Genomic DNA, 19,010 nt, shown 5'->3' with positions numbered 1-19,010 from the left:
ACTCTATTCACCACCCCCGACGCCCAGCAGTTCCCGGGCCATGTCCACGAGTGCCCGGGCGGCCGGGCTGACCGGCCCGTCGGCCCGCCAGGCCAGCACCAGCCGGCCCCGGAGCTCCGGCACGATCGCGATGGCGTGCACGTCGCGGCGCGCCCGCGACACCGAGCGCGGCACGATGGCCACCCCCAAGCCGCGCGCGGCCAGATCGGCCAACGCCTCCGGGGTGGCGGCCTCGAACGCCACCCGCGGGGACACCCCGGCCTCCGCGCACGCGATGTCGAACTGGCGGCGGATGCCGCCACCGACGGGCAGCGAGATCAGCGGCCGGTCCGCCAGCGCCGCCAGGCCGACCGTGCGGCGCCGGGCCCACGGGTCGTCCACACCGACCACGGCGTCGATCACCTGCTCGGTGGTGGGCAGCACCGCAAGGCCGTCGGGGACCTCGTCGGCACCCACCGAGGCGATCGCCACGTCGAGGCGGCCGGCGCGCACCCCGTCGATCAGGGCGTCGGAGGTGTCGGTGGACAACATGATCTCGACACCCGGATGAGCGTGGTGATAGTCGGCGAGCAGCTGCGGCATGTCGACGTTGTGCGAGGTGACGGTGCCGATGGTGACCACACCACGGACCAGCTGGGCGAGTTCGTCGACGGCGGTGCGGGCTTGCCGGACCGCGCGCAGCGCCGCCCGGGCAAAAGGAAGCACGGCCTGTCCGGCGGCGGTGAGCCGTACCTCCCGGCGGGACCTGTCCAGCAGCGGCTGGCCCAGCTCGCGCTCCAATCGCGCGACCTGCGTGCTGACGGCCGGCTGGGCGACCAGCATCCGTTGCGCGGCCCTGGTGAAGTTGGCCTCTTCGACGACGGCGACGAAGTACTCGAGCTGCCGAAGTTCCATAACGGATGATTATAGTTTTCCAGCGCAGATGGTATTGGACGTATAGCACCAGGTCCACGCAATCTTGAGACGTGAAGATTCTCATCGCAGGAGCCGGCATCGGCGGCCTCAGCGCGGCGCTCACCCTGCACGCGGCCGGGATCGACGTGACCGTCCTGGAGTCCACGCGCCAGCTTCGTGCCCTCGGCGTCGGTATCAACCTGCTGCCGCACGCGGTGCGCGAACTGGACGGACTCGGGCTGGGCGACCAACTGCTGGCCATGTCGGCCACCCCGGCTGTCATCGACTTCTACCGCCCGGATGGCACCCTCCTGTTCCGCGAACCGCGCGGCATCGAGGGCGGCTACGGCTATCCGCAGTGTTCGGTGCACCGCGGGCGCCTGCAGATGCTGCTGCTGGACGCCGTGCTCGACCGATTGGGCCGCGACGCCGTGCGCACCGGCGCCGCGGTCACCGGTGTCACCGAATCGGAGGACGGCGTCGTGGTGGGCACCCGGACCGGGGAGTTCCGCGCCGACATCCTGGTCGGTGCGGACGGGATCCATTCGCGGGTCCGGTCCCTGCTGCACGGCGGTCCCGATCCCCTGTTGTGGTCCGGTGTGCGGATGTTCCGCGGCGCAGGGCACATGCCGGCGTTCCTGGACGGGCGCACCATGGCGATCGTCAAAGGTCCCGACGGTGTCGAACTGGTCACCTATCCCCTCGGCGGCGGACTGGTGAACTGGGTGCTCCAGGTCGTCGAGTCGGCGCCGGGACCGCTGCCCGGTGATGCCGGCTGGAACACCACCGCGGACCCGGCCCAGGTGTGTGCCCGGATGGCTGATTGGCAACTGGACTGGCTGGACACCGAGCGGCTGGTCACCGCAACGGGTGCAGTGTTCCAGTATCCGATGGTGGATCGGGAACCGTTGTCGCACTGGGGAACCGATCGGGTGACCCTACTCGGCGACGCCGCGCACCCGATGTATCCGGTGGGCGCCAACGGCGGCTCGCAGGCCATCCTCGATGCCCGGGCACTGGCCGATGAGCTGGCATCGGGACGCGGTCTGGCCGGCTACCAGGCGCGGCGTATCCCAGAGACCACCGCCGTGGTACACGCCAACCGCGAAATGCACGGCAGCTCGGCCGAAGACCTGGCCCGGGTGACTGCCGATTACCGGCGGAAAACCCTCGCAGACAGGAGCTCCCGATGACCACCTTCGTCCTGATCCCCGGCGCCTGCCACGGCGGCTGGTGTTTCGACGACATGGCCGCCGCACTACGTGAACGCGGCCACCGGGTGATCGCGCCGACGCTCACCGGTGTCGCCGAGCGGGCGCATCTGTTGCACGCCGGGGTGAACCTGGAGACCCACATCGCCGATGTGCTGGCCGAACTCGAGGCCCACCGGGTGTCCGACGCCGTGCTGGTCGGGCACAGCTACGGCGGCATGGTGTGCACCGCGGTGGCCGATCGCGCCCGCGCCCGGGTCGATTCGCTGGTGTACCTGGACGCCTTCGTGCCGCGCGACGGCGAGTCGTGCTGGACCCTGACCAACGACGAACAGCGCCAGTGGTATACGAGTGTCGACGCAACCGGCTACGGGGTGCCGCCCTTGCCGTTCTTCGATCCGCGCGCGACGGCGCACCCGTTGGCCGCGTTGATGCAACCGGTGCGTCTGCGGGCAGACCTGTCCGCCTTCCGCCGGCGCGACTACGTATACGCCAAGCGGTGGCCGGCCGAATCCCCGTTCACGCCCACCTTCGAACGACTGCGCACCGACCCGACCTGGGTGACCCATGCCCTCGACGGCGCCCACAATCTGATGCGGGACAACCGCGATGATCTGGTGCGCATCCTGTGCGCGGTAGCCGCTCAGTAGCCGAGCAGTTGGCGGAACCTCTGACCGACGGCCATCGACTGACCCATCCGTTGCACCCAACCGTCCAAGGCGGCCTTGGTGTCAGCCGGATCCCAGCCCCGATCCTGGGCGAGCGCGATCATGCCGGCCTCATCGGTGATTCGGCGCGCCCGCGCGTCCCGCGCCAACGCGGCGTAGTCATCGAGCGATATTCCGTTGATGGGCGCCCAGATCGGATCGTCGGCGCCCACCGGCCGATTCGAGGGCCCGCCGAAGATCGCGGTGTCGATCGGCTGGTGCAAACCCTGCTGCGCGGCGGCTGCGGCTTCCCTGGCCTTCTCTTTGGCCTTGTCGAAGAATCCCATGGCAATACTCCGTTTCCCCGGTGCCCCACTGGCCCGGCTTGCCCATGAGCTCACCGGTGTCCGGCGGCTACCGATCCCAACAAGCACCGGCCCGAGCAACACCCGAACTCTTTGCCATTGCAATGACCATTGCCCCCTGCATCGAGCGAAAAGTCCCGTTATCACCGATATTTGCCCACGACAAGTCAGGCATTCCGGTTTCCGACGACAACGGAAACGTCGGATGAAATCGTTGCTCCAGCCCGACGCGCATGGTATTTGGCTAGAGCAATAATCCCTTCGGGGAGGGATCTGACATGGGTGGACGGCATCGCAGCGAGCGCGCCAAACCCGCGGTGACGGCATGGCTGGGCGCCGGCGCGATCACGCTGGGCATCGGTGCCGCACTCACCACCGGCGCGGCGGTGGCCAACGCCGACGCGGAGGGCTCCGGCGGGGCGTCCAACTCGTCCGGCGCCACGAACCATGACTCGGCCTCCACGACCCCGTCGCACGAGGCCACGTCGACGACGCCGGCGCAGAACACCACCTCGGCGCCGAAGAAGAAGCCGCGGCACCGGACCGACACCAAACCCGACACGAAACCGGGCGCCGACTCCGCCGCGACGTCTGCCGGTGACGAAAACCCCACCCGCACAACGCAGGACAGCACCGTCAAACGTGCCGCCACCACCAAGCCCGACACCACCCCAGCGGTGCAGTCGGCAGCCGCGAGCAGCACCCCGAAAGTGGCGGTGACAGCCAAGGCCGCGGCCACACCGGCGGCCACCACGGCACCCACCAATCCCTTGGCCGGCATCATCGCCGCCGTCCAATCCTGGGGGCACGCCATCCAGGTCCAGTACTTCAACAACAAGCCGAGGATCGTCAGCGTCAGCGCACCGACGCTGAACTCCGACGGCACCTACTCCGGACAGGTGATGGCCACCGACAAGGACGGCGACCCCCTGGTCTACTCGGTGGTCCGGCCCTACGACGGCAGCACCGTGACCGTCGACCAGAGCGGCCATTACACGATCACCCCGTCCGATTACGCCCTGACCCGACCCACCAGCGACGCCATCGGGGTCACCGTGGTGGAGGCGAACGCCGACAAGCACTACCACGGGTTCGGCCAGATCATCGGGCAAGTGGTGCAGACCGCCCTGCACAATGCATTCGGGCAGCTGCACTACCCGCCGTACAGCGCACCTGATTACGCCACCACGCGCGCCACCGTCCCCGGCGTGCCGTGGGGCAACACCGATCCGACTGCGGGCGTGAAGGTATCGGCGAAGCTGACCGCCGCGTCGGCCCCCACCGCCACCGCATTCACCGACCCGCTGACCACGTTGGTCTACGGCCTGCAGGGATGGTTCAACCGAACGTTCAACAACACCCTCCCCACCGTGACCATGAGCGCACCCACCAAGAACGCCGACGGCAGCTATACGGGTCAGATCACCGCGACCGATATCGACGGCGACCCGCTACAAGTCAATCTGACCCCGACGCGCAACGGCACCATCACCTATACCGATCATGGCAACGGCACCTATACCTACACGTTCATCCCGTCGGAGGCCGCGTTGACGACGCCGAACTCGGTGTTCTCGCTCTTCGTCTCGGCGGTCGAGACGAACGCCAACGACCACTTCCACGGCCTCCCGCAGATCCAGGACTTCATCGTGCAATCGACGCTGGGCAATTTTGCGCGAGCCCTGGTCCCCTCCTACAGCTACTCCTGGCCGCCCTACGACGCGTTGACCTGGGCCATAAGTGGAGCTTCCATCCGCGTGCCCATCGGTCCCGTCGTTCCACCCACCAGCACCTGATCGTCAAACTGCAACACGTTTCAGTTTTGCGTCGGAACTGGGTACGCTGAGCCTCGTGCCAGCAGCATCCTCGCAACCCGCCGTCGAAGGGTGGTTCGCCACCGACGACGCCGGCGCCACCCACCTGATCGGGGCCAAGTGCCCGCAGTGCGCGACGTACGTCTTCCCGCCGCGGGCCAACAACTGCCCCAACCCGGCATGTGACAGCGACGTGCTGGAGCAGGTTCCGCTGTCGCGGCGCGGCACCCTGTGGAGCTACACCGAGAACCGCTACGCACCCCCGCCGCCGTACCCGTCGCCCGACCCGTTCGAGCCGTTCGCGGTGGCCGCGGTGCAGCTGGCCGACGAAGGCTTGATCGTGCTCGGCAAGGTGGTCGAGGGCACCTTGGCGGCCGATCTCGCGGTCGGCATGGAGATGGAGCTGACCACGATGCCGCTCTACACCGACGACGACGGCGTCGTCCGGACGACCCACGCCTGGAGGATCGCGCAATGAGTGAGCCTGTATACATCCTCGGTGCGGGCATGCACCCCTGGGGCAAATGGGGTCGCGATTTCACCGAGTACGGCGTGGTCGCCGCCCGCGCCGCGCTCGCCGAAGCCGGCCTGGACTGGCGCCAGATCCAGTTGGTCGCCGGTGCGGACACCATCCGCAACGGCTATCCGGGATTCGTCGCCGGCGCGACCTTCGCCCAGAAGTTGGGCTGGAACGGTGTGCCCGTCACCTCCAGTTACGCGGCGTGCGCCAGCGGGTCGCAGGCGCTGCAGAGCGCTCGGGCGCAGATTCTGGCGGGGTTCTGCGATGTCGCGCTGGTGATCGGCGCCGACACCACGCCCAAAGGCTTCTTCGCCCCGGTCGGCGGGGAACGCAAGAACGATCCGGACTGGCAGCGATTCCACCTGATCGGCGCCACCAACACCGTGTACTTCGCGCTGCTGGCCCGGCGCCGGATGGACCTCTACGGCGCCACCGTCGAAGACTTCGCGAACGTGAAGGTCAAGAACGCCAAACATGGGCTGAACAACCCCAACGCGCGCTACCGCAAGGAGGCCACCGTCGAGGACGTGCTGGCCAGCCCGGTGGTGTCGGATCCGCTTCGGCTGCTGGACATTTGCGCCACCTCTGACGGTGCCGCCGCGCTGATCGTGGCCAGCAAGTCCTTCGCCGAGAAGCACCTCGGATCGGTCGAAGGTGTCCCGTCGGTGCGCGCGGTGAGCCTGCAAAGCCCGCAATACCCACAGCATCTTCCCGAATTGCCGGATATCGCAACCGATTCCACCGCGGTGGTACCGGGTCCGGACCGGGTATTCAAGGACCAGATCCTCGACGCCGCCTACGCCGAGGCCGGGATCGGCCCCGAGGACGTCAGCCTGGCCGAGGTGTACGACCTGTCCACCGCCCTGGAGTTGGACTGGTACGAACACCTGGGTCTGTGCCCCAAGGGCGAGGCCGAAGGGCTGCTGCGCAGCGGCGCCACCACGATCGGCGGCCGGATCCCGGTCAACGCCTCGGGCGGGCTGGCCAGTTTCGGGGAAGCCATTCCGGCGCAGGCCATCGCGCAGGTGTGCGAACTCAGCTGGCAGCTCAAGGGTCAGGCCACCGGCCGCCAGGTCGAGGGCGCCAAGGTCGGCGTGACCGCCAACCAGGGCTTGTTCGGGCACGGCTCGTCGGTGATCGTCGCCCGCTAGCCATCCCTGCGCCGAACGTGAACTCGGGCGCGAAATCCTCGCGGATTCACCGGCACGAGTTCACGTTCGGTCGGTCGGGTCAGGCGGGGAACCAGAACGGACCCCACCAGAAGCCCCACGAATTGCGCACATCTGACCAGAAGACGCGGGCAAACGGCGCCCACCACGGTGGCGCAGGCCGTTCGTGAGCCCAGATCGGCACGTCGCCCTGCCCCGGCCCCCATCCCCACGCGGGGTCACCATCCGGAGGTGCGGGGCGGTCGAATTGGCCGGGCGGCAACGCCGGCGGCCGATCGGGATGCCACCCCGGGGTTCCGTCGTGCTGCGGCCCGCCACCGGGACCACCCGGGCCATTATCAGGTCGACCAGGGCCGCCGGGACCGTTGTCATGCCAGCCCGGACCACCCGGGCCGCCGGGACCGTTGTCAGGTCCACCCGGACCAGCGGGGCCTCCCGGCCCACCAGGACCGCCCGGCCCTCCGGGACCACCGGGACCGTCGTCATGCCTGCCGGGGCCGCCAGGGCCGCCCGGCCCACCGGGACCGCCCGGCCCACCGCCCTGGCAGTTCTGCACTCCCGGTGGGCACTGCGGCGCCGCGGTCGCCACAGCTGCTCCACCGAACAGCACTCCGGCGGTCAGACCGGCCACGACAGCCGAGCTCGCCGCCACTTTGACGCCTATGTTCATGGGTTCATGTGCTCCGTTCACCGAGTCCCAACCGAAATCGATTCTCGCGGGGGTACATCAGCGTGAGCCATGAGCAGGCTATGGCCGGATATGAGCTTTCTGTGTCGACGCTGTGTCGCCGGCGTCGCAGAGCTGCTCCGTACCGCGGCACTAGACTCGGCGGCCGTGATCACCGTCAACGTCAAGCCCGGCAGCAAGAAGGGCCCGCTGGTGCAGACGGATGCCGACGGGGCGCTGACCATCTATGTGCAGGAGCGCGCCGTCGACGGCAAAGCCAACGAGGCGGTCATCAAGCTGCTTGCCGCACACCTCGGTGTCCCCAAGACCCGGCTGCAACTGGTGTCGGGAGCCGGCGCGCGGGTGAAACGATTTCGCGTGACACCCTGACGCGGTTCAGGCCACCCCGAGATACGCCGCCCGGATGCTGTCGTCCTTGAGCAGTTCGCGGGCGTCGCCGCTGCGCGTCACGGCCCCGGTCTCCAGGATGTAGGCCCGATCGGACCGACTGAGCGCCTGCTGGGCGTTCTGCTCGACCAGCAGCACCGTAGTGCCCTGACTGTTGATCTCGGAGATGATCCGGAAGATCTGCGAAATCACCATGGGGGCCAACCCCATCGACGGTTCGTCGAGCAGCAGCACCTTGGGCCGGGCCATCAAGGCGCGGCCGATGGCCAGCATCTGCTGCTCGCCGCCGGACAGCGTGCCACCGACCTGGCTGCGCCGCTCGGCCAGCCGCGGGAACGTCGTCAGCACCCAATCCAGTCGCTCGTCATGGTCCTTCTTGGACGGGAATTTACGTCCATAGCAACCCATTTCGAGGTTCTCGACCACCGTCATCCCGGGAAACACCCCGCGCCCCTCCGGGGCCTGGATCAGCCCCTGCGCCACCCGCTGGTGCGCCTTGACCTTGGAGACATCCTGTCCGTCGAACCACACCGAACCCGACGTCAGCGACCGCAGGCCCGAGATGGCCCGCATCATGGTGGTCTTGCCCGCACCGTTGGAGCCCAGCAGGGTGACCAGCTCACCCTCGTGCACCACCAGCGAAACACCGTGCAGCGCTTGAATTCTGCCGTAGTGCACGACGACGTCGCGGACCTCCAGCAGCACCGGGCGCGGATCAGAGCTCGTCATCGGGCACTCCCAGGTAGGCGGCAATGACTTTGGGGTCCTCGCGGATCTCGGCGGGCAGCCCGTCGGCGATCTTGCGCCCGAACTCCAGCACCACGATGCGATCGGTCACGCCCATGACCAGGCGCATATCGTGCTCGATCAGCAGCACGGTGTAACCGTCGTCCCGGATCGCCCGGATCAGGTCGACCAGCGCTGCCTTCTCGCTGGGGTTGAATCCCGCCGCCGGCTCGTCCAGGCACAACAACTTCGGTTCGGTGGCCAGGGCGCGGGCGATCTCCAGGCGGCGCTGATCCCCGTAGGACAGGTTCTTGGCCTTTTCCTCACCACGGTGGGCGATGCCGACGAACTGGAGCAGTGCCGCCGCCCGCTCGATGGCGTCCTTCTCCTCGCGCCGGTGCCGCGGGGTGCGGAACAGCGCACCGGGCACCGAGGTCTGGTGCCGGGCGTCGGTGCCGACCACCACGTTCTCCAGCGCGGTCATCTCGCCCCAGAGCCGGATGTTCTGGAAGGTGCGGGCAATACCGCGGCGGGTGATCTGGTTGCGTTTGATCTTGCCCAGCGGGGCGCCGTCGAACGTGACACTGCCCGAGCTGGGCCGGTAGACACCGGTGATGGCGTTGAAGCAGGTGGTCTTGCCGGCCCCGTTGGGGCCGATGAGACCCAGGATCTCGCCACGCCGGATGTCGAACGACACCGCATCCAGTGCGGTGAGGCCGCCGAACTTCACGGTGAGATCCTTTGTCTCCAGCAGCTTCTCACCCTCGGCCGCCTTCATGTCGCGGTGCAGGGCAGCCTTTTCCTCGTCGATTTCCACGTCGATGTCGGGGGTGGTCACGCTGCCGCCTTCGAGTCGTCGGCCTTGCTGAGCAGATTCCGCGCGGACTTGCCGTACGCCAACAACTGCTGGCGCACCGGGAACAGGCCCTGCGGGCGGAAGATCATCAGCACCACCAGCGCCAGGCCGAAGAACAGATATTTCAGGTCACCCAGGTTGATGCCCAGGAAATGCACGCCGAGCAGGCGGTTGGGCAGGTACACGATGATGAAGGCGCCGAAGATGACGCCCAGCTTGTTGCCCTGTCCACCGAGCACCACCGCACACAGGAACAGCATCGAGTTGATGATGTTGAACGTCGGCGGCGCGACGTATTGCACCTGCCCGGCATACAGCGCACCGGACAGGCCACCGATGGCCGCGCCGATGACGAAGGCCCACAGTTTGAACTTGAAGGTGTTGACGCCCATGACTTCGGCGGCGTCCTCGTCCTCGCGGATGGCCACCCAGGCGCGGCCCACCCGGCTGCGTTCCAGGTTGCCGACCAGCAGCAGCACGATGACGATCAGCACCAGTCCCAGCCAGAACCACCAGGTGCCGTAGTTCGCGTCACCACCGGAATTACCGCTGGAGAACACACCATTGGGGAGGTGCTCGTTCTCCCCCAACCGCGGGTAGGCGATCTCGTTGAGCCCGCGCGGGCCGTTGGTGATGTCGGTGAGGTTGTCGGCGAGCAGCCGGATGATCTCACCGAAGCCGAGCGTGACGATGGCCAGATAGTCGCCGCGCAGCCGCAGTGTCGGAGTGCCGAGGATCAGGCCGGCCAGCGCCGTCACCGCCATCGCGATCGGCACGCAGGACAGCCAGGCCCAGTCCTTGCTGAAGAAGCCCTCCGGGCCGACCTTGTTCCATGGGCTGTCCGGGCTGGTGAGCAGCGCCACTGTGTAGGCGCCGACGGCGTAGAACCCCACGTAGCCCAGGTCGAGCAGGCCGGCCTGCCCCACCACGACATTCAGGCCGATCGCGATGATGGCGACCATGGCGAACTGGGCCATGGTGCCACCGAAGCTGATACCCGGGGTGTCCAGGAAGCCAGGTGTGTACAACGGCAGTAGCCCGACGACCACGAACAGCACCACACCGAAGATCCACTTCATCGGCCGACTGAGTTCGGACCACCACTGGCGCAGGCCATCTCCGGGGGCCAGCACGGTGCGACGCCACCCCGTCGTCTGCTGATCGTCGTTCATGCGCGATCCCGCTCCGCTTCTCGCCCGGCTCATGCGCGCGCCTTCCCCAGGCTCTCACCGAGTATGCCTGTCGGCCGGATGAGCAACACCAGAACCAGCAGCACGAAGGCAACCACGTCGCGCCATTGCGTGCCGAACAGCGCCTGACCGTAGTTCTCCATGACGCCCAGGATCAGACCGCCGAGCAAGGCGCCGCGCAGGTTACCGATGCCACCGAGCACCGCGGCCGAGAATGCCTTGATACCCAACAGGAATCCGCCCGAGTAGATGATGCCCTGCGGCAGTTTCATGATGTAGAGCAACGCGGCGGCACCGGCGAGCAGACCACCGATGAGGAACGTCGTCATGATGACCCGTTCCCGGGACACCCCCATCAACGTCGCGGTGGTGGGATCCTGCGCGACGGCGCGGATACCGCGGCCGAACTTGGTGCGGTTGATCGCGATATCGGTCAGCACCGCCAGCACCAGCGCCGCGACGACGATCACGATGGTCACGTTGGAGACGGTGGCCCCGAAGATCGTGAACTGAGTCTTGGGCTGTACCAAGATGATCGGCTGCTGGGCGTTACTGCCGCCGTAGCCCGTGATGATCTTGGGCAACACGAAGTGCACGAACTCCTGCAGCACGAACGACATGCCGATCGCGGTGATCAGGAAGGTCAGTGCCCGGGCATTGCGTTTGCGCAGCGGCCGGTAAGCCACCACCTCCAGCCCGACCGCGGCCGCACCCGAGACCAGCATGGCGACCACCATGGCGATCGCCAGATACAGCACCGTCAGCGCGATGCCCTTGTTGTAGGGCGTGCCACTCGGGGTGAAGCCCAGGATGATGTCGAGCGCGAAGTAGGCGCCGAACATGCCGAGCATGAAGATCTCGGAGTGGGCGAAGTTGATCAACCGCAGCACACCGAACACGAGGGTGTAGCCGACCGCCACGAGCGCGTAGATCGCCCCCCACGACAGTCCGTCAATGGTCAACTGGCCGAACCCGTTCACCAGGTTGTCGACGTTGAAGTTGATATTGGCTGCGGTGCAGACGTACTGACCGATGCAGTCGGGGGTCATCCGGTGGCGAACTCCTGATCGCTGGTGCGGCTGTCTGGAACAAGAACGCGTCCGGAACCGGGGTCCCGGACGCGTTCCGTCAGCAAGTCCCTACTGGACCTTGAAGATCCAGATCAGGTTGGTGGTGAGCTCACCCTTGTCGGTCCACTGGTAGTTACGGGCAATGCCCTGACCGTTGTACTTCTTCACGAAGTCCAGCAGCGCCGGCCGGGTGATGGCGCCCGAGTCGATGCCCTTGAGCAGGATGGTGCCGAGGTCATAGCCCTCCGCACTGTAGGTGCCCGCGTCGGTGTTGAACTTCTTCTTGTACTCCTCGGCGAAGGTGCCGGTGGCCGGGCCGCACGGGCACGCCAGGATGGCGTCCTTGGAGGCCTCGCCAGCCTGCTTGACGAACTCCGGGTCCTTGGTGCCGTCGGCCGAAGAGAAGACGCCGGTGTAGCCGCCGTCGCGCAGCTGCTGGACCAGCGGGGCCGCCTCGGAGTAGTAGCCGCCGTAGAACACGGCGTCCGGGCTGACACCCTTGACCTGGGTGACCGTGGCGGAGAAGTCCTTGTCGCCCTTCTTCACCGAGATGTTGCAGCCCGGATCGGCGACCGGGCCCAGGGTCTCGCGCACCGCGGTGGCCAGACCGAGGCCGTAGTCGGTGCTGTCGTCGATGACGCAGATCTTCTTGAAGCCCAACGTGTTCTTCAAGTAGTTGGCCACCGACGGGCCCTGCACGGCGTCGTTCGCCAGGCCGCGGAAGAAGGTCTTCCAGCCGTTCTGGCTGAGCGTCGGGTTGGTGGCTGACGCGGTGGCGGCGACCAGGCCGGCCTGGTCGAACACCGTGCCGGTGGCCTTGGTCTCGCCGGAGAAGGCCGGACCGACCAGGCCGATGGTGTACTGGTCGTCGACGATCTGCGGGGCGATGGCCGTTGCCTTCTGCGGGTCACCCTCGGTGTCGAACGGCTTGAGCTGCACCTGGCAGCCCGGGTTGGCGGCGTTGTGCTTGTCGATCGCCAGCTGCACGCCGTTCTTGATGTTGATGCCGAGCGCGGCGTCCGGGCCGTTGAGCGCGCCGGCCATCGCGATGGACACGGGCGGGCAGGTGGCCTTGCCGTCACCGGCGGGATCGGCCGGGGCGGCGCCGCTTGCGGTCTTGACCTCCGCGCCGTTCTCGTCGATCTGGACCTGCTCGACGATCTTCAGGTCCGCCTTGGACGTGCCCTGTTCGGGGGCGGACTGGTTGCACCCGGCAATACCGAGTACCAGCAGGCCAGCACCACCGAGCGCAAATGCATTCCGTGCCACGCGACCGCGCACGCTTCACCTCCGGGTCATGGATTTCGACGGCATCAACGATTCGGCCAGGTGGGCCGGTCGCTGACGCTTCGGGTAGACACTAGCCAACCGGTCGCCGCGTTGCGTGATGTTGAAGGATTGGCCATTGCGCGTCGGCGTCGCGAGCAGGCGATAGCAGCAGACCGGAAACGCAGTGTTAACCCAGCTGGGCCACAGCGATCAGGCAGACGAGGATTCGCCGCCGGGCGTGTCGAGGGTTTCCAGCACCACCTCGGCAACCCGCTTCATGGTGGTGCGCCGGTCCATCGCCGCCCGCTGGATCCATTTGAACGCTTCGGGCTCGGTCATCCCCTGGTTGGCCTGCAGCAAACCCTTGGCCCGCTCGACCAGCTTGCGCGTCTCCAGCCGGTCGGACAGGTTGGCGACCTCGCTCTCCAGCGCGCTGATCTCACTGAACCGGCTGACGGCGACCTCGATGGCCGGGATCAGGTCGGTGATGGAGAACGGTTTGACCAGATAGGCCATGGCGCCGGCGTCGCGGGCCCGCTCGACGAGTTCGCGCTGCGAGAAGGCGGTCAGGATGACGATGGGTGCGATGCGCTTGGCGGCGATCTCCGAGGCGGCGTCGATACCGTCGCGCCGCGGCATCTTGACGTCCATGATCACCAGGTCGGGTTTGAGGCTTTCGGCCAGATCCACCGCTTCCTGGCCGTCCCCGGCCTGCCCGACGACCTCATAGCCTTCCTCGCGCAGCATTTCGGCCAGGTCGAGTCGGATCAGTGCTTCGTCCTCGGCGACGAGGACGCGGCGTGGAGCGGGAGCGTCGGTCATGTCAGACATTGTCGCGTGAGAGTAGCCGGACAGCGACCTCGGGGTGAATGGGCGCGTCGCGGCGGGGGTCCCTGGTCGCAAGAGCCGGTGTCGGCATCCTCTATGGTGGGAGTCCGCAGCAGTACTGCCCTCGTATCCCAACTGGCAGAGGAAACGGATTCAAAACCCGTGCAGTGTGAGTTCGAATCTCACCGAGGGCACCAGAAATACCAGCCAGCATCGGGTCGCTCAGCCACCGAGGCCGGCAAAGCGGACCTCTACCGGTGACCGCCCGACGTTCCGCCGACAGGATCACTCGCACAGTGTTGGGCCGCGCCGAGCGCGGCCCAACACTGGTGGAACGGTCAGATCGGCTACTCTGCGGCGGCGCCGCCCGTAGCGGCTGACGCCGCACCGGCGTTCTCTCGGTGCGACGAGTTCACCGGCGGTGCTCCTGTGACGGCGGTCCGGGGCACGTCCCCTGTGACAGGCTTCGGCGCGGCTTCGGACTTGCCGTCGCGCACCGGATGCCGCGGCTTGGTAGCCGAACCTGTCGAACCTGTTGCATCCTTCCCGGCGGTCGCACCGTCGGGCTGCGCGACGGCCGGCTTCGGGATGCCGACCTTGCCGGTGCGGACTTTGCCGGTATCGGCCTTGGCTGTATCGACCTTCGAACCGGAAACCGTTGTCGCGTCCGCTTTTTCGGCTGCGACCGTAGTGTCGGCGCCGGAAGCGGCGGCCTCACCCGATTCCGGCGACGTCGCCGGATCGGCTGATTCAGCCGGCTCGGCTGCAGTAATCGTCCCGGCAGGCTCCGCGCTCGCCAGGCCAAGCGAGGTCATCGGAGCCGACGTCGCCGGCTCCTCGGCGACGGGAGCCTGCTCCGCACTGGCCGTCACGACGTCCTCGGATGTCGCAAGCTGCTGCGGTCCCGACGACTCGGTCGTCTCGGCTTCACCGGTGGTGGCCGGATCATCAGCGGCGGTCGCCTCGGTCGGGGATGCATCGACGGCGGCAGGATCGCCGACCACGCCGCCGGCCGACGAGTCGTCCGCGGTGAGGGCGCTGCCGCCACTCACCCGGGCGGCGCTGAAGGTGGTAGCTGGCGCCAGGGTCTGGCCGGTCAGACCCGATACCAGCTGACCGATCGCCTTGAATAGCTGGGCAACAGCGTTCACCACCGACTTGACCACCGACACGACGATGTTCGGGATGAAGGCCAGCGCATTCTTTATGAGCTGCCCGAGCATGTCGAGCATCGACGGGACGGGGGGATCGGTCGGAGACGACGACTGCAACGATTCGATGAGCTGTCTGAGAATGAGCGCAACGGCTTTCGGTGAGCCGTCGGAGTTGAACAGTCCGAAGTGCGCCTCGTCGTTGGCGAGGTCTTCGTTCGGCGCTGCGGTGTCCTTCGTGGTGTACAGGAAAATTGGACCAGCTCCAGAAAATGTCTGCCAATACTCGACGAGATCCTGGATGTATGCCATCTGTTGATCTTCCGAGACGCGATTTGTGGGCAGACCGTACTCGCTAATCCAGATCTTGAGTTGTTCCTGGCCGGGTGCGAGATAGGAATCCATCAGTTGCCGCAATTGCTCGACCTGATACAGAGGTGTTTGCGGATACCAGGGAACGGTGTTGCCTTCGGAAAACTTCAAGTCATATTTGTATGGATGGAAAGATAAGGCGTCGAAATATCCGTTCGCCCCCGCCGCATACATCGCTTGAACGAAGTCGACGGGATTCATCGTCAGATCGCCCCATGTTAGGCCGGCGCCGACGACGGCTCCGATTACGGTGATCGGCACCCCGATCTGGACGGATGCCTGCTTGAGCGCGACATAGGTGACCTGGAGCATGTTGGTGTATTGGACCGGATCGACCGGGTTCCAGAAGAAGAACGCGTTCGGCTCATTCCAGACTTCGTACGCCTGGATGGCGTCGCCGTAGCGAAGCGCCACCGACTTGGCAAAGGCCGCAAACTCGTTGACATCGGCCGGATGACCGTTGATCGGAGTCGATTCCGTCGCCCACCAGGGCGTCGAGTTGAGCACCCCCAGGATGCCCATGCCCTTCGCGCGGGCAGCGTTGACGATCATGTCGACCTGGCCCCACTGCGGATCGCCCCACGGCGAACCGAGGTCAGGGTCCGCCGGCTGTACGCCCGCCCAGGGGATCATGATCCGCACGTTGGTGACACCCAACGACTTCATGAGGTCGAGTTGGGCGTTTACCGCGTCGATATCGGTGCTGAAGTATAGGTTGGAATCCGAGATCCCTACCGTCGAGGACGAGTCGTCAATCGCGGCGGTCAGCTTGATCTGGTTCGTATCGAGCCGCTTTCGGTCGTCGATCACGAAATGGCTGCCGGTTGCGGCAATAACCGACGCGGCGGTCAAACCCACCAGGGCTCGGATCACAATACCGCGACCCCTCACTGGAATACGCTCGAACATTTTGATCACCTCAGTTTTCCGCCGAGCCATCGGGATGTGGCTTTGACTTTGCTGGAAATTAACCACGCGGAACTGCCACTGGCGATACCTACCGAACGGTAAGGGCCGAATGACAGCAAGCCGGAGACAAAAGGCATCGACCTACCGGAAAGTAAGATCCGAACGTCATTGTTTGGCCCGAATTACGCAATTCTGGCAAACATCTGACCGTTTCGAAAATCAGCGATCGGTCGGACTCCACGGGGTTGGCGCCCACCCCCCCGCGGTGGCCGCCAGCCGTAGCGCCCGACGGTCCAAGCACCAGAATCGGCCGGGTGAGAGCCGCCTCTCTCATCCGCAGCATCCGGGGACCATCGCCGCCTCTCGCACTCGGCGAGAGACGGGCCCTGCCGCCACGAGACCGGACAGCAAAGAACGGTGCACGGTTATACGTTCGACTGATCACCCCGCGTCGTCGGCAACCTGCACAACGTTGCCAGCACCCGGCAGCGGCGCGCCGGTCTCGGCGTCGGCACTCGTCGCGGCCGCCACGGCCTGGTGCACAGGGCCATCCATCACCGCGACTGCGCCGACCCGACCGACTCGTACTACGTTGCCGTCCACGTCACCGGTCAGATCTTTTGGCCGGAAGGACCGCGCGGTCCGCGGCCCTTCATTTCCACTCGCCTGCTACTCGGAGCCGCCGGCTCCTGACGATGCCGCGCCCGACTTCGCCCCGTCGTTGTCCCGCTGCGACGGCGTCGCCGCGGCTGGGGTCGACGTCGCACCGTGGCGCGGCTTGTCGCTGACGCCGGGCTTCGGGCCCGTTTGCGCGGTGGCCCCGTGACCTGTTTTCACCGTCGAGCTGCCCGGCTTGGGGCTGTCCGGCTCGGACGCACCTGGCTTGCTCGAGTCCGACGTGCCGGTGCCGGGCTTGGTCGATTCTGGCTTCGTCGTGTCGGGCTTGGTCGATTCTGGCTTCGTCGTGTCGGGCTTGGTCGCCTCGGACGTCGAGGTGTCCGGTTTCGTTTCGGGCGCCGAGGTCTCCGGCTTGGTCCCGGGACTGGCGGTCTCAGGCTTCGCGGCTTCGGGCTCGCTGGCCTCCGGCTTGGCGGGTTCGGTCTCCGTGCCGGTCTCCCCGGGTTCGGTCGTCGTCCCCGATTCCTCGGTGGCAGCAGGTGTTTCGGGCTCGGTCACGACGGGCTCCGTCACGGCGGGCTCGGTGACCACAGGTTCGGTCACAGCAGGCTCGGTCACCACAGGCTCAGTCACCACGGGCTCGGTGACGGCAGGTTCCGTGACAACGGCTTCCGCCGCAACCGGCTCCTCGGCGACGGTGCCGTCCGCGGCTTGCGTCTCGGCGCTCACCGCCTCGGTCGTGCCCTTGGTCTTGTCATCGACGGTCTTCTCGTCCGCTGCCGGCTCGCCGGAAGCCGCGGCGGCCGTCTCGTCCACCGCCGCGTCCTGCGCGACGTCCTCGGCGATCGCCGCGTCGATCGAGGTGCCCGCGCGCGCCGCGCTGAGCGCGCTCGTCGTCACGGCACTCTGCCCGCCCAGCAATCCACCGATGGCGCTGAACAACTGCTTGACGGCATTCACCACCGAGGTCACGACCGCGCTGACGAGGTTCGGGACGAATGCCAGCACATTACTGATGAGCTGACCGAGCATCTGTAGCAAGGACGACACCGGATTCGTCGGGGTTTCCGGCTGAAGGGACTTGATCAGGTCTTTGAGGATGAGCGCGATCGCCTTGGGCGACCCATCGGCGTTGTAGAGCCCGAAATGCGCTTGGTCGTTGTAAATGTCTTCACCAGGGTTGGCCGTGTCCTGGGTGGTGTAGAGGAACACCGGCCCGGCACCTGCAAAGGATTGCCAGTACTTGAGAAAATCGACGATGTAATCGCGCTGCTGTTCTTCAGACACCACATTGGTCGGCAGTCCGTACTCGCTTATCCACATCTTGAGTTGCTCTTGACCGGGCGCGAGATAGGAATCCATCAAAGCGCGTAGTTGCTGGGCCTGGTAGAGCGGTGTGTCGGTGTACCAAGGCACGGTGTCGCCCTCGGAGAATTTCAGGTCGTACTTGTAGGGGTGGAACGAAAGCGCGTCGAAATAGCCGTTGGCACCGGCGTTGTACATGGCCTGGACGAAGTCAACCGGATTCATCGACAAGTCGCCCCTGGTCAACCCCGCGCCGACGACGGCACCGATCACCGTGATATCCACTCCGAGCTCAGCGGACGCCTCTTTGAGCTTGGTATAGGTGACCTTCAACATGTTGGTGTAGTCGACCGGATCGACCGGGTTCCAGAAGAACGCCGCATTCGGCTCGTTCCAGACCTCGTAGGCGCCGATCTTCTCGCCGTAGCGCAGAGCCACCTGTTTGGCGAAGTCGGCGAATTCGTTGAAGTCGGCCGGCTGACCGTTGATGGGAGTCGATTCCGTCGCCCACCACGGCGTCGAGTTGAGCACACCGAGAATGCCCATGCCCTTGTCGTGGGCGGCGTTGACGATCAGATCGAGGGCACCCCAATTCGGGTCGCCCGCGGGTGAACCGAGCGCCGGATCCAGCGGCTGCACGCCGGCCCACGGCACCAGCAGCCGGACGTTCTCAACACCCAGGTCCTGCATCTGCTGGAGGCGAGCGTTCACCTCGGCAAGGATCGCCACCGGGTCGGCGTCCGGCGCTGCGAGGGCGTTGTTGATCGCGATATAGAAGTCCGAGCCCTCGGAAATCCCCACCGTCGACGGGGAGTCGTCGATCGCGGCGGTGTTCTCGATCTGGTACGCGACGACGGGTTGAACCCGAGGCATGACGAAATGGCTGCCCGTCGCCGCAACAATGGCGGCGGTGGTCAAACCAATTACGGAACGGACCCCAATACGGGCTCTTCATGATTGAGGGTGTAGAACGGTCAGCTGCTGTCGGCCTGTGATTGGGGTGTCTGGTTGGCTGGGTGTG

General features: G+C 66.4%; 16 protein-coding genes and 1 tRNA gene. 7 read left to right on the top strand and 10 right to left on the bottom strand.

The window, feature by feature from the left end; genetic code table 11:
• Positions 1–3: 3 nt before the first annotated feature.
• The gene (locus AWB94_RS06210; protein WP_062658989.1) at positions 4–894 is read right to left on the bottom strand and encodes a LysR family transcriptional regulator; all 891 of its coding nucleotides are present in this window, start codon (positions 892–894) and stop codon (positions 4–6) included.
• Positions 895–965: 71 nt separating this feature from the next.
• On the opposite strand from AWB94_RS06210, the gene AWB94_RS06205 reads away from it, so the two are divergent.
• Both AWB94_RS06205 and AWB94_RS06200 read left to right on the top strand, forming a co-directional pair.
• On the top strand, positions 966–2,087 hold the full coding sequence (locus tag AWB94_RS06205; RefSeq protein WP_062658990.1) for an FAD-dependent monooxygenase: 1,122 nt from the start codon (positions 966–968) through the stop codon (positions 2,085–2,087).
• Positions 2,084–2,755 carry an alpha/beta fold hydrolase gene (locus AWB94_RS06200; RefSeq protein ID WP_062658991.1) on the top strand — a complete coding sequence of 224 codons (672 nt, stop codon included), beginning with the start codon at positions 2,084–2,086 and terminating at the stop codon, positions 2,753–2,755. Before AWB94_RS06205 ends, AWB94_RS06200 begins: the two co-directional genes overlap by 4 nt.
• Here the strand turns inward: AWB94_RS06200 and AWB94_RS06195 are convergent.
• Entirely contained in the window at positions 2,749–3,099 is a 351-nt protein-coding gene (locus tag AWB94_RS06195) for a hypothetical protein (protein WP_062658992.1), read from the bottom strand. The genes AWB94_RS06200 and AWB94_RS06195 overlap by 7 nt on opposite strands.
• Before the next feature lie 296 nt (positions 3,100–3,395).
• On the opposite strand from AWB94_RS06195, the gene AWB94_RS06190 reads away from it, so the two are divergent.
• The 4 genes from AWB94_RS06190 to AWB94_RS06170 all read left to right on the top strand — a co-directional run bounded on the left by AWB94_RS06190 (position 3,396) and on the right by AWB94_RS06170 (position 7,677).
• On the top strand, positions 3,396–4,913 hold the full coding sequence (locus tag AWB94_RS06190; protein WP_062658993.1) for an Ig-like domain-containing protein: 1,518 nt from the start codon (positions 3,396–3,398) through the stop codon (positions 4,911–4,913).
• 55 nt (positions 4,914–4,968) lie between these two features.
• A complete protein-coding gene (locus tag AWB94_RS06185; RefSeq protein WP_062658994.1) occupies positions 4,969–5,409 on the top strand; it encodes a Zn-ribbon domain-containing OB-fold protein in 441 nt (146 codons plus the stop codon).
• Positions 5,406–6,602 carry a lipid-transfer protein gene (locus AWB94_RS06180; RefSeq protein ID WP_062658995.1) on the top strand — a complete coding sequence of 399 codons (1,197 nt, stop codon included), beginning with the start codon at positions 5,406–5,408 and terminating at the stop codon, positions 6,600–6,602. Before AWB94_RS06185 ends, AWB94_RS06180 begins: the two co-directional genes overlap by 4 nt.
• 853 nt (positions 6,603–7,455) lie before the next feature.
• Positions 7,456–7,677 (top strand): DUF167 domain-containing protein, encoded by a 222-nt coding sequence (locus AWB94_RS06170; protein WP_234811640.1) that lies wholly within the window; start codon positions 7,456–7,458, stop codon positions 7,675–7,677.
• Between the two features lie 6 nt (positions 7,678–7,683).
• Here the strand turns inward: AWB94_RS06170 and AWB94_RS06165 are convergent, their stop codons facing one another.
• The 6 genes from AWB94_RS06165 to AWB94_RS06140 form a co-directional block, all read right to left on the bottom strand.
• The gene (locus tag AWB94_RS06165) at positions 7,684–8,424 is read right to left on the bottom strand and encodes an ABC transporter ATP-binding protein (RefSeq protein ID WP_062658996.1); all 741 of its coding nucleotides are present in this window, start codon (positions 8,422–8,424) and stop codon (positions 7,684–7,686) included.
• On the bottom strand, positions 8,411–9,199 hold the full coding sequence (locus AWB94_RS06160) for an ABC transporter ATP-binding protein (protein ID WP_234811643.1): 789 nt from the start codon (positions 9,197–9,199) through the stop codon (positions 8,411–8,413). Before AWB94_RS06160 ends, AWB94_RS06165 begins: the two co-directional genes overlap by 14 nt.
• 56 nt (positions 9,200–9,255) lie before the next feature.
• A complete protein-coding gene (locus AWB94_RS06155) occupies positions 9,256–10,449 on the bottom strand; it encodes a branched-chain amino acid ABC transporter permease (RefSeq protein ID WP_062658997.1) in 1,194 nt (397 codons plus the stop codon).
• A 29-nt stretch (positions 10,450–10,478) separates the two neighbouring features.
• Complete coding sequence (locus tag AWB94_RS06150) at positions 10,479–11,516, bottom strand: branched-chain amino acid ABC transporter permease (protein WP_062658998.1); 1,038 nt, start codon at positions 11,514–11,516, stop codon at positions 10,479–10,481.
• A 90-nt stretch (positions 11,517–11,606) separates the two neighbouring features.
• Positions 11,607–12,818, bottom strand: coding sequence for a branched-chain amino acid ABC transporter substrate-binding protein (locus tag AWB94_RS06145; RefSeq protein WP_062658999.1), 1,212 nt, complete (start codon positions 12,816–12,818; stop codon positions 11,607–11,609).
• A 198-nt stretch (positions 12,819–13,016) separates the two neighbouring features.
• Entirely contained in the window at positions 13,017–13,628 is a 612-nt protein-coding gene (locus tag AWB94_RS06140; RefSeq protein WP_191262636.1) for a two-component system response regulator PdtaR, read from the bottom strand.
• Between the two features lie 126 nt (positions 13,629–13,754).
• On the opposite strand from AWB94_RS06140, the gene AWB94_RS06135 reads away from it, so the two are divergent.
• Positions 13,755–13,831: transfer RNA gene (locus AWB94_RS06135), tRNA-Leu, on the top strand.
• 150 nt (positions 13,832–13,981) lie between these two features.
• Here AWB94_RS06135 and AWB94_RS06130 read toward each other — a convergent pair.
• Together AWB94_RS06130 and AWB94_RS06125 are read right to left on the bottom strand one after the other, a co-directional pair.
• Positions 13,982–16,066, bottom strand: coding sequence for a cellulase family glycosylhydrolase (locus tag AWB94_RS06130; protein ID WP_165605386.1), 2,085 nt, complete (start codon positions 16,064–16,066; stop codon positions 13,982–13,984).
• A 669-nt stretch (positions 16,067–16,735) separates the two neighbouring features.
• Entirely contained in the window at positions 16,736–18,907 is a 2,172-nt protein-coding gene (locus tag AWB94_RS06125) for a cellulase family glycosylhydrolase (RefSeq protein WP_085122400.1), read from the bottom strand.
• Positions 18,908–19,010: the final 103 nt, after the last annotated feature.

It is taken from the genome of Mycolicibacterium canariasense (genome assembly GCF_002101555.1).
Classification (GTDB): Bacteria; Actinomycetota; Actinomycetes; order Mycobacteriales; family Mycobacteriaceae; genus Mycobacterium; species Mycobacterium canariasense.
Note: the sequence above shows the minus strand (reverse complement) of the source record. Positions and strands in the feature narration are given on the sequence as shown.

Coding starts and splice junctions, on each gene's coding strand:
- AWB94_RS06210 (WP_062658989.1), bottom strand. CDS start 894: ATGGAACTTCGGCAGCTCGAGTACTTCGTCGCCGTCGTCGAAGAGGCC.
- AWB94_RS06200 (WP_062658991.1), top strand. CDS start 2,084: ATGACCACCTTCGTCCTGATCCCCGGCGCCTGCCACGGCGGCTGGTGT.
- AWB94_RS06195 (WP_062658992.1), bottom strand. CDS start 3,099: ATGGGATTCTTCGACAAGGCCAAAGAGAAGGCCAGGGAAGCCGCAGCC.
- AWB94_RS06190 (WP_062658993.1), top strand. CDS start 3,396: ATGGGTGGACGGCATCGCAGCGAGCGCGCCAAACCCGCGGTGACGGCA.
- AWB94_RS06180 (WP_062658995.1), top strand. CDS start 5,406: ATGAGTGAGCCTGTATACATCCTCGGTGCGGGCATGCACCCCTGGGGC.
- AWB94_RS06165 (WP_062658996.1), bottom strand. CDS start 8,424: ATGACGAGCTCTGATCCGCGCCCGGTGCTGCTGGAGGTCCGCGACGTC.
- AWB94_RS06160 (WP_234811643.1), bottom strand. CDS start 9,199: ATGAAGGCGGCCGAGGGTGAGAAGCTGCTGGAGACAAAGGATCTCACC.
- AWB94_RS06155 (WP_062658997.1), bottom strand. CDS start 10,449: ATGAACGACGATCAGCAGACGACGGGGTGGCGTCGCACCGTGCTGGCC.
- AWB94_RS06150 (WP_062658998.1), bottom strand. CDS start 11,516: ATGACCCCCGACTGCATCGGTCAGTACGTCTGCACCGCAGCCAATATC.
- AWB94_RS06140 (WP_191262636.1), bottom strand. CDS start 13,628: ATGACCGACGCTCCCGCTCCACGCCGCGTCCTCGTCGCCGAGGACGAA.
- AWB94_RS06130 (WP_165605386.1), bottom strand. CDS start 16,066: ATGTTCGAGCGTATTCCAGTGAGGGGTCGCGGTATTGTGATCCGAGCC.